The organism is Streptomyces sp. NPDC049541, from assembly GCF_044465725.1.
Lineage (GTDB): Bacteria > Actinomycetota > Actinomycetes > Streptomycetales > Streptomycetaceae > Streptomyces.
On sequence record NZ_JBITLY010000002.1, the window covers coordinates 665906 to 680167 of the forward strand.

Annotated in this window: 11 protein-coding genes and 2 pseudogenes; 4 read left to right on the top strand and 9 right to left on the bottom strand. The window is 71.8% G+C overall.

Features of this window, described 5'->3' with window-relative positions; translation table 11 throughout:
* Positions 1–108: 108 nt before the first annotated feature.
* Both ACIBW9_RS10140 and ACIBW9_RS10145 read right to left on the bottom strand, forming a co-directional pair.
* Positions 109–420 (bottom strand): helix-turn-helix domain-containing protein, encoded by a 312-nt coding sequence (locus ACIBW9_RS10140; protein WP_398953969.1) that lies wholly within the window; start codon positions 418–420, stop codon positions 109–111.
* Between the two features lie 91 nt (positions 421–511).
* Positions 512–634: pseudogene (locus ACIBW9_RS10145) on the bottom strand (sugar diacid utilization regulator); the annotation flags it as partial.
* A gap of 14 nt (positions 635–648) precedes the next feature.
* Here ACIBW9_RS10145 and ACIBW9_RS10150 point away from each other — a divergent pair.
* Positions 649–1191: an NAD(P)/FAD-dependent oxidoreductase gene (locus tag ACIBW9_RS10150; RefSeq protein ID WP_398953182.1), complete on the top strand. Its 543-nt coding sequence runs from the start codon at positions 649–651 to the stop codon at positions 1189–1191.
* 59 nt (positions 1192–1250) lie between these two features.
* Positions 1251–1598 carry a hypothetical protein gene (locus tag ACIBW9_RS10155; RefSeq protein WP_398953184.1) on the top strand — a complete coding sequence of 116 codons (348 nt, stop codon included), beginning with the start codon at positions 1251–1253 and terminating at the stop codon, positions 1596–1598.
* A 40-nt stretch (positions 1599–1638) separates the two neighbouring features.
* Here ACIBW9_RS10155 and ACIBW9_RS10160 read toward each other — a convergent pair whose 3' ends face one another.
* The 7 genes and pseudogenes from ACIBW9_RS10160 to ACIBW9_RS10190 form a co-directional block, all read right to left on the bottom strand.
* The gene (locus ACIBW9_RS10160; protein ID WP_398953186.1) at positions 1639–3018 is read right to left on the bottom strand and encodes a Tat pathway signal sequence domain protein; all 1380 of its coding nucleotides are present in this window, start codon (positions 3016–3018) and stop codon (positions 1639–1641) included.
* A gap of 215 nt (positions 3019–3233) precedes the next feature.
* A complete protein-coding gene (locus ACIBW9_RS10165; protein ID WP_398953188.1) occupies positions 3234–3944 on the bottom strand; it encodes a type 1 glutamine amidotransferase in 711 nt (236 codons plus the stop codon).
* Between the two features lie 107 nt (positions 3945–4051).
* Positions 4052–4624 (bottom strand): MarR family winged helix-turn-helix transcriptional regulator, encoded by a 573-nt coding sequence (locus ACIBW9_RS10170; protein ID WP_398953190.1) that lies wholly within the window; start codon positions 4622–4624, stop codon positions 4052–4054.
* A 260-nt stretch (positions 4625–4884) separates the two neighbouring features.
* Positions 4885–6513, bottom strand: coding sequence for a protease pro-enzyme activation domain-containing protein (locus tag ACIBW9_RS10175; protein WP_398953192.1), 1629 nt, complete (start codon positions 6511–6513; stop codon positions 4885–4887).
* A gap of 140 nt (positions 6514–6653) precedes the next feature.
* Entirely contained in the window at positions 6654–9587 is a 2934-nt protein-coding gene (locus tag ACIBW9_RS10180) for an AAA family ATPase (protein ID WP_398953194.1), read from the bottom strand.
* 114 nt (positions 9588–9701) lie between these two features.
* Positions 9702–10001: pseudogene (locus ACIBW9_RS10185) on the bottom strand (DUF2079 domain-containing protein); the annotation flags it as partial.
* Between the two features lie 164 nt (positions 10002–10165).
* On the bottom strand, positions 10166–11254 hold the full coding sequence (locus ACIBW9_RS10190; RefSeq protein WP_398953196.1) for a glycerophosphodiester phosphodiesterase family protein: 1089 nt from the start codon (positions 11252–11254) through the stop codon (positions 10166–10168).
* 414 nt (positions 11255–11668) lie between these two features.
* Here ACIBW9_RS10190 and ACIBW9_RS10195 point away from each other — a divergent pair, with 414 nt between their 5' ends.
* A complete protein-coding gene (locus ACIBW9_RS10195) occupies positions 11669–12781 on the top strand; it encodes a GNAT family N-acetyltransferase (protein ID WP_398953198.1) in 1113 nt (370 codons plus the stop codon).
* Between the two features lie 108 nt (positions 12782–12889).
* Entirely contained in the window at positions 12890–13873 is a 984-nt protein-coding gene (locus ACIBW9_RS10200) for a S1C family serine protease (RefSeq protein WP_398953200.1), read from the top strand.
* Positions 13874–14262: the final 389 nt, after the last annotated feature.

Below are 14262 nucleotides of genomic sequence, written 5' to 3' on the forward strand. Positions count from 1 at the left end.
ACACAGCCGCGCCGCCTCGGCGGCCTGGAGATGGGTGACCGTCGCCTCGTGCTGATGCTGGTGTGTCAACGCCCCGTGACGCGGCGGGAGTTGGCCTCCCTCGTGAGGTCATCCACCGCCCAGACGGTCGGCCAGACAGGCCAGATGGAGGGCCGTCGTCGTGCGGTGCTCGCGCAGCGGGCGGCCGGTGATCTGCTCGATCTTGTTCATGTGGTGGAGGACGGTGTTGCGGTGGATGTGCAGGGCGGCGGAGGCCCGTACGAGGTGGAATCCGCTTTCGCACCAGGCGGTGATCGTGTCGCGGAGCGCCGGCCAGTCCGGCTGGGCGCGCAGCTCCGCGGTGGTGAGGTCGACCAGGCGGTTGCGGGCGGACTGGTTGACCGCGGCCAGGACCTGGTGGACCCGCAGGTCGGCGATCAGCTGGACGGGGGAGTCTCCCGTCGAACGCCCGCAGACGCAACGCGTCGCAGGCGTCCTCGTACGAGTCGTGCAGACCGCCCACCGAGGAGGCGGGCTCGCCGATGCCCACCCGGGCGTTGAGACCGTCCTGCGCGGCGATGACGTCGACGACCCGCCGGCAGTCGGCGACGGACCCCGTTCGGCGGCGGGCCGGAACACGGTGCAGGACACCGATCCGCCGGGGCGCCGGTGCGCACCGACTTGGGCGAGCTGCCGTGCCAGGCCGTGGTCATCGCGGCAGGCATGCGTTCTTCCGGCCTCCTGGGCGCGCTGGGACACCCGCTGCCTCTCCAGGCGGGCAAGGGCTACAGCTTCTCCGTGGATCTGGACCCGGCCCCCCGGCACACCCTGTACTTCGGCGAACGCCGGGCCGTCGCCTCACCGATCGGCGGCACGATGGAGCTGAGCGGCAACAACAACCGTCTCGACTGGCGCTGCGTCGTGGCCGTCGCCCTCGCGAGCCGGCACTACCTGGGCCGCTGGTTCGACGACCCGGACGACCTGGTCGGCCTGATCCGCGACCCCTGGGTCGGTGGCCGCCCCTTCCTGCCCGACGGCCTCCCGGTCATCGACCGCGTCTCCGGCCACGCCAACGCCTTCGTGGCCACCGGACACGGCATGCTCGGCGTCACCCTGGGCCCGGTCACCGGGCGCCGACTCACCGAGTACGTCTGCACAGGCCGGCGTCCCGAAGTCCTGGAACCGTTCCGCTTCGACAGGCTGCGCCAGTGATGCCGACGTGATTCAGTGGGCCGGGTAGCGGTCTCGCCGCAGGACCCGGGAGGAGCCGTATGACGCCGGCCGAGGAGCGTTTCGACGACCTGGTGAGCGAGCTGCTGGGCCTTCCCGGGGTCACGCCTCCCAGCGGCTCCGGCTCCGGCTTCGGTCGGAGCGCGCTGCGGGTGCACGGCAAGATCTTCGCGATGCTCGTCCGCGGGCAGTTGGTCGTGAAGCTGCCCAAAGACCGGGTGGACGCGCTGGTCGACGCGGACGAGGGGGACAACTTCGACGCCAACAAGGGCACCCCCATGAAGGAGTGGTTCGCTCTCTCCCCGGAGTCCGCCCTGGACTGGTCACCCCTTGCGCGGGAGGCCCTGGCGTTCGTCGGCGGGCAGCAGAAGCGCCCAGCCGGCGGCTGACGGCTGCCTCCGCGGCGACCGGGCGTCTGGCCGGGGCGGCTCAGCGTCCCCGCAGCGGATTGGCGCGGGCCGCCGCGAGCAGATACCAGGCCGTGGCGCCGACGTGCCGGTACGGGTAGTAGCCGAAGCCGAAACCGGTGTCCAAGGGGCTGCTGGCCGAGACCACGCCCGAGCGTTCGGGCAGGGCCTTGCCCCCCACCGTCTGGCCCGCGCCGAGCTGGTCCTGGGCCCGTTCGATGGAGGCGATGAGGCGCGCGGCCCGCCGTTCGTCGCCGCTCGCGCAGCGCTCCCGCAGGGCCAGGGCCAGGTGGGCGGTGCCCTCGAACCACACGCCGTTGCGGTCGGGCTTGGGCTGGGAGGCTGCGATGGGCGAGTCCTCGTCCGCGAGGAGGGAAGCCGAGCTGAACGTGACACCTTCGTACGACTGCCCGGCCGGGACCGTGCTGTTGGGCCGGTCGGCGGTGTCCAGCACCGCGAGGTGGTCTGCCGCCCAGTCCACCGACCGGGCCCGGCGGCGGTCGTGGAGGGACAGATAGCTCCAGGTCTGGGTGTCCTCGGGAACCGGGGAGGTGTTGACGGTGACGCCGTCGTTGGTGCCGGTGTGGAAGAAGCCGCCGGACTCGTTCCACATCTTGTCCAGGAACGCCTGCGCGCGGGCCCGCCGCTCCAGCCAGACGCTGTCTCCGGTGAGCCGGGCGAGGCGCGCGAAGAGGCAGGTCAGGTCGATGTTGTGCTCGGTGGAGGTGAAGGGGAGCTTCTGGTCGCTGCCGTCGACGCCGAACTTGTAGCCGCCGAGCGGCTCGTCGGTGCGGCCGTGTGTCTCGATCCACTCGCCGATCCGCAGGGCACCCGTCAGGAACCGCGCCGCCCCGGTGCGGGCGGCCAGCGCGGCCAGCGCGATGCCCGCCCAGGCCATGTCACCGACAGCCGTACCGGTGAAGCCGAACTGGGTGCCGACGTTCACGCTGCCGTCCGCGCGCACAAAGCCGTCCGGCTGCGGTGAACCGTCGTAGAAGACGTACGGCCCGACGTTGTACGCCTGCCGGAGCCTGCCGTCCGTGTGCTGCGGGTCGTGGGTCTGCGCGTAGAGCAGTGCGTCCCCGAGGGCGATGGCTCTGGCGCGCGCACCGGGGGCTGAGTGGGCGAGGTGGGCCAGGATCGCGAGCGCGTTGTCGTAGGTGAACGCCGTGCTGAAGAGCCCGGCCTGATCGGTGTAGCTCTGGGCCAGGCGGATGCTGCCGTGGTCCGGGTAGCCGTCCATGGCAGCACCGAGGAAGGCGTAGCCACGCGTACGGGCATCTTCCGCCCCGGCGGCGGGGGTTGAGCCGGTGGCCGCGCGAGCCGTGCCACTGCCGAACATGGCCAGGGCGGCAGCGGCGCCCCCTGCCCCGATGACCGTCCGACGGGCGATGTCGGCCATGGCTGCTCTCCTCGGGGTCGGTGGCGTTGCCGGGTCGGAGAGCTCAGCTCTTTGAGAGCGCTCTCAAGGCGTCCACATTCTGCTGGCGCCGGCGGTGGTGGTCAAGGTGATGTGCGGGGGGAAGAGAGGTCTGGGTGCCGGATGGGGTCAGGGGTGGGGTCGCGCCCCAACTCCCTTCTCGGGCGGCGGTTGAGCCGTGCCCGCTGCAGCCCGCCTCAGTCCGTCGCGGCCGCCACCCGGTCGAGGAACCCGTCGACCAGGTTGCGGGCGTTCGCCCGAGCGACCGGTTCCAAGTCGCTGCTCAGGGCCAGGAGTTGGTCGGGGTCGACGCCATGCCGCAGCGCCTCCTGCTCGCCGCCGGTCGCCAGCCATCCGCGCAGCATCCACAGGGTGATCTCCGGATGGAACTGCACCCCGAGGCTCCGCCCGACCCGGAACGCCTGAACGCCCACCTCGTTACGCGCCAGCTCCTCGGCACCCGGCGGCAGTGCGCACCGGTCGTAGTGCCACTGCATCCAGGGGCCCCGACCCACGAGCGAGGGGTCGTACGTGTCGATCTCGGTCCAGCCGATCTCGGGACGTGGCGACGGCTCGACCGAGCCACCGAGGGCGGTGGTCAGCGCCTGGGCGCCGAAGCAGACACCGAGCACCGGTATGCCGAGGTGGTGCGCCTTGCGCAGCAGTGCGAGCTCCCCGCCGATCCAGCTGCCTATGGCCGTCTCGTCGTACACCGACCAGGGCGCGCCGAGCGAGACGACGAGATCCCAGTCGGCTGCGTCGGGGAAGTCGAAGGTGACGTCCGGGGTGTGGTGACGGTGCTCGGGCACGACGGTCACGACCTCGAGGTCGTAACCGCGCTCCGTGAGGCGGGCGCCGACCAGCCCCGGTTCCGTCGTGTGGTCGTGCTGGACGACGAGTGCGCGCACGGTGGTGGCTCCTTGGTTCTTGGCAGCGGGCCTCTTCGAGTATGTTGTTTGACCTCAAAGGATAGCCTGGGTTTGCCGCGCATGACAGCGATCACGGTGGCCTAAACTCAGCCCTTCGCCCGTCGGCCACTCCGCCGGGGTGCGGGCTCGGCGCCGTTGAGGAGGGACTGGCGGCGCTCCTCTCCGTACTGCTCCACCTGCATCACCACGCGCCGCAGGCCCTCCGCCAGGGTCCGGCACTCCTCGTCCGTCAACTGGCCGGTGACGAAGGCCTCTTCCTCGTTGAAGGCCGGGAACAGCCGCTGCATCAGCTGCTCGCCCTCGTCGGTGAGGCTGAGCAGCACCAGCCGGCCGTCCGTCGGGTGGCCGGCCCGCCTGACCAGTCCGCGCGACTCCAGGGTGCGCGCCACCCCGGTCAGGGTCCCCTTGGAGATGCCGGCCTCCTCGGCCACGTGCCGGGTCTCCGACTCGCCCCACACCCATACGACCCACAGCACGACGAACGCCGTCCAGGTCAGGTCGGAGCCGCGCAGCACCGAGTTCTCCACGTGCTGGCGCACGGCGGAGGCGGCCCGGTAGATGTTGGCCACGGCGGCCATCTGGTCCCGTCGTATCGGGATGCCGCCGAGTTTCGCCGCGGCGAGCTTCTCGGCTTCGGTGATGGATCGCTGGCCGGGCACGGGCGCTCCCTCGCACTTCATTGACCGTTCGGACTCAAATTGTACGGGTCGCGTTCGTGGACGATGCTCCGCGAGGTCCTGCCGGGCCGCGTCGACCGTGTATGCCCGCAAGGCCTCGACCCGGGTGGGCCACTGGGCGGACCGCTCGGGCCCGACGACCGCGTCCATCAGGTCCGAGACCGTCCACCGGTTCATGCCGCAGCGCGGACCGGGAGTGTTCCCGGCCCGCGCTGCACAGGTCCGTCGTCAGCCGCCCGGGGTCAGCCGAGCAGCTTGCTCGCCAGGGTGGCGGCGTTGTACGAGCCCCATCCGGTGGTGAAGTCCCAGCCGGTGGCCGCGGAGTAGGCGCCGTTGCTGCCGCTGGTGATGTCGTGGAAGCCGGTGCCGCTCGCCGAGTAGAGGGCCGGGTTGGCGAAGCCGAGGTTGGCCTTGCCGGCCGCCGCGGCCTGCTGGTTGTACAGGGCCGCGAACGCCGCCCACTCGGGGGCCGCCGCGCTGGTGCCGCCGACCGAGGACCACGAGCCCTGCGAGTAGATCGAGACACCCGGGCTGGGGTTGGCGTGCGCCGACACGTCCGGGACCTGGCGGAAGCCGCCGCCGGCGCTCTTCTGCACCGCGGTCTGCCAGCTGGGGATCTTGAAGACGGAGGACTTGCCGCCGCCACCGCCGGACCAGGCCACTTCCTTGCTGAAGGCGTTGGACGAGGTCACGGTCAGCTTGGTGCCGCCGACACCGGTGACATACGGGTCGCTGGCCGGGTAGTCGACGGAGGTGCCGCCGTCGCCCGCGTCGTCGGAGCCGCTGTCACCGGAGGCCGCGTAGAAGCCGAGGCCCTGGGCGGCACCCGCCTTGAACACGGCGTCCACGGCGTTGATGCCGGAGGTGGTGCGGGCGCTCTCGGCGGCGCCCCAGCTGATCGAGGTGGTGGGGATGCCGCTGTCGACGATGGCCTGGTAGGTGTCGACCTCGCCGGCGTCGGAGTTGGGGCCCTCGAAGACCGTGACGTTCGCCTTGGGGGCGATCGCGTGCAGGACCTCGATGTCCAGCTCGACCTCGACCTGGCCGTCGCCGAGCGCGCCGGAGCCGCCGTCGACCTTCTGCACGGTCGGGTTGGGCGAGCCCAGGCTGTAGTTGGTGTCGTACTTGGTGATGTTGGACTGCTGGAAGCCGTCGAACTCCAGCAGGGCGATCTTCTGGCCGCTGCCGGTGTACGTGCCGGAGACGTTGTAGCCGCCCTTGAGCTGCGCCGGGGTGTAGCCGCCGCCCGGGCCGTTGTGCGGGGTGACGGTGGAGGGCGCCTGGTGGTGCAGGGTGAGGCGATTGTTGAGGCCGGCCACGTCACTGACGAGGGAGGCGACGGAGGCCGGCAGCGTCGGCGCGGTGTCGTTGGCGTAGAAGGAGCGCCCCGAGGCCGTGTCCTTCCAGGTCGACAGCTTGGTGCCGAAGGCCTTCTCCAGCTGGGCGGCGGTGCCGCTGGCGTCGACCAGCAGATTGCCCGAGTGGACCTTGCCGATGGTGAGGCCCTGCGCGCGCAGGTAGTCCTTGAGCTGTCCGACCTCGGCGTCGGTCCGGCCGAAGCGCGCAGCGAACTGGCCCTTCGTCAGGTAGTGGCCGTAGGAACTCGACCGCGGGTCGCTGACCTTGGCGACAAATGTGTCGAGTGCCTTGTCGTTTCTGGGGGTCAGGCTGATGGCCACCGATATCCGCTTCGCGGCGGCGACGTGGCCGGTACGGGTCGCGTTCTTGTTCAGTCCCTCGAGGACATCTCCGGTGACGGCGGCGCGCGTTGCGTTCGGCTGACCGGTGCCCGCGGCGTAGGCGGCGGGTACGGCGGCGGCGAGCAGGGCCGGAACGGTGACCAGGCCGAGCAGTTTCAGACGTGACTTCACTGAGGTCCTCCGGAGGTGGGGGGTGGCGTCCCGGAAGTCGGAACGGCTTCAACGTAGGAACAACCGCCCCACCCGCATAAGCGGGGGAACCCTTGCTTCACGTGTTAACAACTGATGTCACGTGAACGCCGGATGTCACGTCAGCGGGGGTTGCCCAGCGCACGGGCCGTGCGGACCCGGGCCGGCTGACTCGACGTGACTGCCTGGGCAGCGGGCCTTGCTTGGTCGTCGTCCCCGGCGCTCGCGGCCGCCGCCCCGGAGGCGATGACGGCGACCGCCATCGCATGGGCGAGCGCGGTGCGCGAGCGGACACCGACCTTGCGGTAGACCCGCGACAGGGCGCCTTCCACCGTCTTGACGCTGATGAACAGCTCAGCGGCGACTTCCCGGTTGGTGGCCCCGCCACCGACGAGTTCGGCGATCCTGGCCTCCGTCGGGGTGAGTTCGGGTCCGGCCGCGCCCGCCTCACCGCTGCGGTCCCCGGCGTCCAGCCGCGCCAGCTCGTCCCCGGCCCGCGCGGCCAGCGGAGCGGCGCCGATGCGTGTCGCGGTCTCCAGCGCCTCGCCGAGCGCTGCTCGTGCCGCGGTCCTGCGGCGGGCGCGGCGCTCGACCGCGCCGAGCGCGATCAGGGTGCGCACCAGCTCCATGGGCAGGGGGAGGTGACTCAGACGGTCCGCCGCAGCACGCAGTCGCAGCGCCCCCTCCTTCGCCCGGCCGAGCCCCGCCTCCCGCAGCCCCTCCGCCCGTTCCAGAGCCGCCAGTACGCTGCCGGGCGCATCGTCGGACACCCGTGCGCGGGCCTCGCGGAGCACCGCCCCGGCGCTGTCCGTCTCGCCCAGGATGACCAGGGATTCGGCGAGGTCGCCGTACCAGTGCAGCAGCGGCGGATCGGCGGCGCCCATCGCCTCGCCCAGTTCTCTGACACGGTGCAGCGCCTCGGCCGCGGCCGCCGCACCCCGAGGGTCGCCGGCGAGCAGCTCGGCCTGTCCGAGCACCGCCAGCGCGCGCAGCAGGAACAGCCGGTCGCCGTCCGCCTCCGAGGCCCTGACCGCCTGCTCGGCCAGGTGCCGGGCCTCGTCGGCGGTGCCGCCCGCGGTCGCCGCGAGTGCCGCCGCATACAGTGCGGGCGCCGCCTGTACGCCCGTCTCGGCCAGGGCGCGCGAGCAGCGGGCCGCGGTGCGCAGTGCCTCCCGGCAGTGCCCGGCGCGCACCTGGATACGGGTGAGCGCCACCAGGGTCGCCATCACCTCCTCGACCCCGGCGAACTCGCCGATGTCCGCGAGGAGTTCGCCGACCTGTTGCCCGGCCTCGGTGACCCGGTCGGAGTCCAGGGCGAGGATCGCGCGCATCCGGATCAGCCCCCAGCTCTCCGGCCCGGCGTCGGCGCCGCCGACCAGGGTGAGGGCCTCCTCGATCGCGGCCCCGGCGGCGGCCGGTTGCCCGGCCAGGGACTGCACCCGGGCCAAGGTGGCGAGGGCGCCGATCCGCGTGTCGGTGTCGCCTGCCCGGGCCGCCTGCCGGGCGGCGCGCCGGGCATGCCGGGCCGCTTCCGCCAACTCCCCGCACAGCAAGCCGCGTACGGCCGCCCAGTGGTGCAGCCATCCCTCGGCCTCAGGGTCGCCGTCGGCGTCCCTGAGGCCGTCCTCGATCAGGTCACGGGCGCCTCCCAGCGCCTGCCCGGCGTTGCGCAGCAGGATCAGCCGGGCCTGCACCCGCTGCCGTGCCGAGCCCGACCCGGCGAGCACGGTCTCCGCCGCCTGCCCCGCCTCCTCCAACTGCCCGGCGTCACACGCGTAGTCGGCCGCGGCCAGCAGCCGGTCGGCCCGGTCCGCGGGGCGGTCGCCAGGAGTGCGCCGGGCGGCGAGTCCGGCCAGTTCGAAGGCGGCATCGGGCGCGCCGTCGCGGCGGGCCGACTCGGCCGCGGACATCAGCGTACGCGCGGTGACCTCGTCCTCGTACGGGTGCGCGAGAGCGAGATGGCGGGCCTGCTCCACGGGCTCGGTGACCGCACGGGCCAGCACGCCGTGCGCCTGTCTTCGGCTGTGTTCCGGGGCGTCGGCGCGGACGGCGGCCCGGATCAGCGGAAGGCTGAAACGTACGGTTCCGTCGTCGTCGACCGCAGCGACCCCGAGCCGTTCGGCCTCCGCGAGGTCCGCGGCCGGGTCGTCCAGCCCGGCGGCCCGCAGCACGGTGAGGCTGGGGCGGGCGGCGGTGCATGCGACGAGAAGAGTGTGCCGCACGGTCTCCGGCAGCGTACGTACCTGGTCCAGCAGCAGGTCGCGCAGCCTCCGGGGCACGGGCAGCGCCCGCCCGAAGCCGACGGAGGCCGCGTCGCGCGGGGCCGCACGCCCCAACTCCAGCGCGTACGACGGGTTTCCGGCAGCGGTGTCCTGGACCGCCCGCAGCACCGCCGGCGGCAGATCGGCGCCGATCGCCGTGCGCACCAGGTGGGCCACCTCGGCGTCCGTCATGGGCGGCACCGGCACTTCGACGGTGCCCGGCGGGCAGCAGCGCAGCCGTTCGGGCTGCTCGCCGTCGGCCACCCGCTCGGCAGCCACCATCCGGACGGCGAGGCCTTCGAGACGGCGTACGGCGAAGGCCAGCACCTCGGCGCTCGGCACGTCGAGCCACTGGAGGTCGTCGATCACCAGCAGCACGGGGCCGGCGGCGGCAAGGGCGCGCAGCACGTCGACGACGGCGACGCGCACCGCGAGACGGGCTCGGTCGTCGGCCGGTTCCGGACCGCGCAGCAGGACCGCCCGCAGCACCGCCCGCGGCTGCGGCGCGAGGGCCTCCAGGCAGCTCTCCGGCACCCGCGTGAACAGGTCGATCAGGCCGACGAACGGCAGTCGGGCATCTTCCTGGGCGGGCGAGCAGTACAACACCGTGCATGACGTGTCCTGCGCGGCCAGGGACGCCGCCAGGGCGGTGAGGAGCGTGGACCTGCCGATACCTGCGGGGCCGTGGAGGAGCACTCCGGGGCGGGCCGTCAATTCGGCCAGGGCGGTGTCGAGCAGCGCGCGGCGCCCGCTCAATGACGGTACCCGCGGCGAGTGCAGCAGGTCCCAGAGCATCGCAGCATGTGGACATGACAACCTTGGTTGATCCAGATTGTCAATGACGGCCGGTGGCTGCCGCTCACGACCTGTGCTTGAGGACGACGTAACCGTAGGCGGCGTCGTCGATCACGTGACGGGCGTCGGGGTGTAGACGGGGGCGAGCAGAGCGAGCACCGGGCTGAAGTGATCGCCCAGGATGTTGAACCCGGGCCCCTTCAGATCGACGACCGGCGCCCGCCGCTGGGCCTAGCCACGGACCGCCTGCTCGAAGATGCCGAGGTCCCAGGAGCGTGTCGCCAGATGCTCGTACCGGAGGAGGGACAGGATCGCGTACGCGGCGAACAGGGCGGTCGCCAGGAGGTGGGGGTCGTGGCGGCCGGGCGGACGGGGGCGCCGGTCACGCGGGGGTGGCGCGACCGGCGCCGGTATGGACTTGGCTCGGAGGAGCGAAGTGGGGGTGTCCTGCTGGGTGTTGGGCACGGTGGGGGGCGTCCTCATGTGCCGGCGCGGATCATCCGCCGCAGGCACTCGATGACTATGTCATCTGCAGTGACCGCGTTCGCCGGCGCCCGGTTCACCCGCTGAGACGTAGATCACTTACTCCGCTCGGGCGTGTCAACGGGCTCGTACGGCTTGGGCAGGCGCATGCCCCGGTCGGCCATGATCTGCCGTACGTGGTTGGGGTAGTTGGTGATGATGCCGTCGACGCCCATGTCCATCAGCGCTTCCACGGTGGCCGGATCGTCGCAGGTCCACGGGATGACCTTCAGGCCCCGTGCATGGGCCTCCTGGACCATCGTCCGGTCGGAGTAGAAGCGGAAGTCCGGTTCGCCGACCTTTCCGGTCTGCGGAAAGCCGTAGTTGGGGGAGAGGGCCCTGACGCCGGGGATGGTGGCGGCCGCCTTCACGAAGTCGCCGCCGTAGTCGTCGGCGTCGATCCCGCCGAGCCACGGGGAGGCGCCGGGCCGGCCGACCTGGAGGAAGTCGTAGTTGGTGAGCGCGACGAGGGGCCACTTCGGGGCCAGTTTGTGCATCACCTTCAGCGCGCCCCAGTCGAAGGACTCGATGGTGACCTGGCGCTCGATGCTGGAGCGGTGGATCTCCTCGTAGACCCGGCGCACGAACAGCGCGCGTGGTGCGGTCTGTTCGGGGGCGCCCGCCTCGACCTTGGTCTCGATGTTCAGCTTGAGCTGCCTCGCGTGATAGCTCCTGACCAGGTTCAGGACGTCCTTCAGCTCGACCATCCGGAACCCCTTGACCACCTCCTGCTCGGGGAAACCGGGTAGTTGCTGGTAGCCGCAGTCCATGGTCTTGATCTGGGCCAGCGTGAGGTCCTTGATGTACTTCCCGACGTACGGATACATCGGGTCGCCCGGCGTCGCGGGTGCCGTGTCACGGCACTTCTGGGCGCTGACCTGCCGGTCGTGGTTGACGACGACCTTCTGGTCCCTGGTGATCTGGGTGTCCAGTTCCAGGGTGGACACCCCAAGACGCATCGCCTTGCCGAATCCCTCCAGGGACTCCTCGGTCGTCATGCCGATGCCGCCGCGGTGGGCCTGCAGGTCGAAGTGCGTCTTCCCAGGCGGCACGCGGGAGCCGTCGTACGTCGTCGCATGGGCCGCCGCCGGGAAGACGAGCAGGGGAGCGAGCGCCAGGGCGGCGAGGGTGTGCCTTGCGGACATCGAAACCTCACTCGGGTCGGTTCGGGCCACTGCACGACGCTAGTTGGAGCCCGGGCCGGTGAAACGGCCCGCACATGAGGACGGCGTGAAATGTGCGTGCGCGGCAAGGGCCGCATCTTCTGCTGCCGTTTTGTAGCGGCAGGCACTCTTGACAACATGCGTACTGTTTCGCGACGTTTGATCCTCGGCGGACAGTTCGGAACCCGAGGATCGACCGAGGAACGACCGTGTACACGGCCGGGAACCGGCGGATACTCAAGGAACGTGGTAGGACGCGGACGGTGCGCCGCGGGGGGACGTCACGGGGGGAGCGGTCGCGGATGCGATCAATGAACAGGGGTCCACACGCTCTACCGGCCTGCCCTGCGGCCGGGTCGTCCCTCGCGGAGCCTGGGGAAGGGCGGATGATCTGACGTGGACGTCACGATCCACAGAGTCGACGAACTGAGCACCTCGCTGCGTACGGCGTGGCATGCGGCGATGGACGAGTCCCCCGAGTACGCCAATCCCTTCCTGGCTCCGGAGTTCGCCCTCGGGATCGGCAGATACCGCCCCGGCACCCGGATCGCCGTCCTGCGTGAGGACGGGGCGCCGGTCGGCTTCTTCCCGTACGAACGCAACGCCTTCGGCGTCGGCCGGGCCGTCGGGCTCGGCCTCTCCGACTGCCAGGCGCTGGTGCACCGCCCCGGAGTCACCTGGGACGCCCAGGAACTGCTGAGAGCCTGCGGGCTGTCCATCTTCGAGTTCGATCATCTCGTCGAGGAACAGAAGCCGTTCGGCCGGCATGTGACCGGGATGTTCGCCTCCCCGGTCGTCGATCTGAAACCCGACGAGAGCGGCTATGCGCCGTGGCTGCGCGGTGCCTATCCCGGGCTGGCCAAGACGACGCTCAAGAAGGAACGCCGGCTCGGGCGGGACGTGGGCGAGGTGCGCTTCGAGTTCGACGAGCGCGATCCGCGGATGCTGCGCCGGCTCATGCAGTGGAAGTCCGCCCAGTACCGCAGGACCGGCCGGATGGACCGCTTCTCGCGGCCGTGGATCGTCGACCTGGTGGACCATCTCTTCGAGGTCCGCGAGGAGCACTTCACCGGTGTGCTGTCGGTGTTGTACGCGGGCGACCGGCCGGTCGCGGCGCACTTCGGGCCCCGGTCGCGCACCGTGCTGGCGGCCTGGTTCACCGCCTACGACCCCGACCTGCACTACTACTCGCCCGGCCTGATGATGCATCTGCGCACCGCCGAGGCGGCTGCCCGGAACGGGGTGACGCTGATGGACCTGGGGCGCGGCGACAAGGAGTACAAGGACTGGCTCAAGACCCGTGAGCTGCGCGTGGCGGAAGGATTCGCCAGCCGCCCCCACCCGGTCGCGGCGGCGCACCGGCTGTGGCGCAGACCCGTGCGGGGCCTGCGGAACACGGTCAATGCCCACCCCGAGCTGCGCGCACCCGCCGACCGTCTGCTGAAGACGGTCGGGACCCTGCGCACCTCGCGGACGACCTCCGGCGCCGCGGGGCCCCGCACACCCTGAACGACCACCGGCGTCAGCCCGCAGCGAAGTCCGGTCCGCCTGTCGGAGCAAGGGTGTAAGCATGTAATACGCGCATGCATGCCCTTGGGCCAGCGGAAAGGTCGACTCGTGGCCGAGACACTTTCCGAGCCCGACCGCTCCCGTCAGGAGCAGGCCGCGCTCGACTCCTACTCGCAGATCGTCACCTTCGTCGCCGCCGAGCTCACCGCGAAGGTGGCGGCCCTGAACGTCGCGCACCGCCGCTCAAGAGGCCGATTCGTCAGGGGGACCGGCTCCGCGGTGGTCTTCACCGACGACGGCTTCCTGCTCACCAACGCCCATGTCGTGGGGCACTCCGACGCCGGTACGGCGCACTTCGCCGACGGCACGATCACCCCCTTCCATGTCATCGGCGCCGACCCGCTCTCCGACCTCGCGGTGGTCCGCGCCGACGGGCCGACCCCGCCGCCGGCCCGGCTCGGCGAGGCCGACGCGCTACGGGTGGGGCAGCTGGTCGTGGCGGTCGGCAACCCCCTCGGACTGGCCGGCAGCGTCACCGCCGGAGTGGTCAGCGCGCTGGGCCGGTCGCTGCCGGCGAGCGCGGGCAGGGCGACCCGCGTCATCGACGACGTCGTCCAGACCGACGCCACCCTCCACCCCGGCAGCTCGGGAGGGGCGCTCGCCACGGCAGACGGCAGCGTGGTCGGCATCAACACCGCCATCGCCGACGTCGGCCTGGGCCTCGCCATCCCGGTGAACGGCACCAGCCGCCAGATCATCGCGACCCTGCTCTCCGACGGCAGAGTCCGCCGCGCCTACCTCGGCCTCGCCGGCATCCCCGCGCCGCTGCCGCCCCTGCTGCGGGCCCGCACCGGTCGCCACACGGGCCTGCGGATCGTCGAGGTCGTGCCCGCCTCCCCAGCCGCCCGCGCCGGACTGCGGGACGGCGACCTGCTGATCACGGCCCACGGCGAACCGGTGACCAACGCCCAGGCCCTGCAGCGGCTGATGCTGGAGGACGCCATAGGACGCCCCCTCGCCCTGACCGCACTGCGCGGCGAGGCCCTCGTGGACGTCATCGCCACACCGGTGGAACTGATCGCGGAGGACTGAGCGGCCCTCGCGGTCGCGGGGCTTGCGGCCCGGCGAGGCGGGCGATGCTTACGGAAGCCTGCGCCGGGCCGCAAGCCCCGGGCACCCACCGCAAAACCGCGCGCAACAAGGCGGGCAGTACCAGACACGGACGCCTCCACACCGCAGCCCCGGAACGGCAGAACGCAAACCCAGGCGCCAAACGGTGGGTCCACGGTGAGCCGTCCAGCCCGGCGCTCGTCCGGGCATGGGCGCCTGCGGCTCAGCACCCGGGCTAGCTCCCGCCAGGGCCCTGCTGCCCGATGCTGGGCCCCACCGCCCGACCATGGGGCCGCGGTCCCCCTACCGGACGCGACCAGTGCCTGGGCTGCGGCTCGGCGGCGCGCCCTACCGGACGGCACTCGCGCTCG

Bases quoted from the DNA above. Each gene is read 5' to 3' on its own strand.
- ACIBW9_RS10155 (WP_398953184.1), top strand. From the start codon at position 1,251: ATGACGCCGGCCGAGGAGCGTTTCGACGACCTGGTGAGCGAGCTGCTG.
- ACIBW9_RS10160 (WP_398953186.1), bottom strand. From the start codon at position 3,018: ATGGCCGACATCGCCCGTCGGACGGTCATCGGGGCAGGGGGCGCCGCT.
- ACIBW9_RS10180 (WP_398953194.1), bottom strand. From the start codon at position 9,587: ATGCTCTGGGACCTGCTGCACTCGCCGCGGGTACCGTCATTGAGCGGG.
- ACIBW9_RS10190 (WP_398953196.1), bottom strand. From the start codon at position 11,254: ATGTCCGCAAGGCACACCCTCGCCGCCCTGGCGCTCGCTCCCCTGCTC.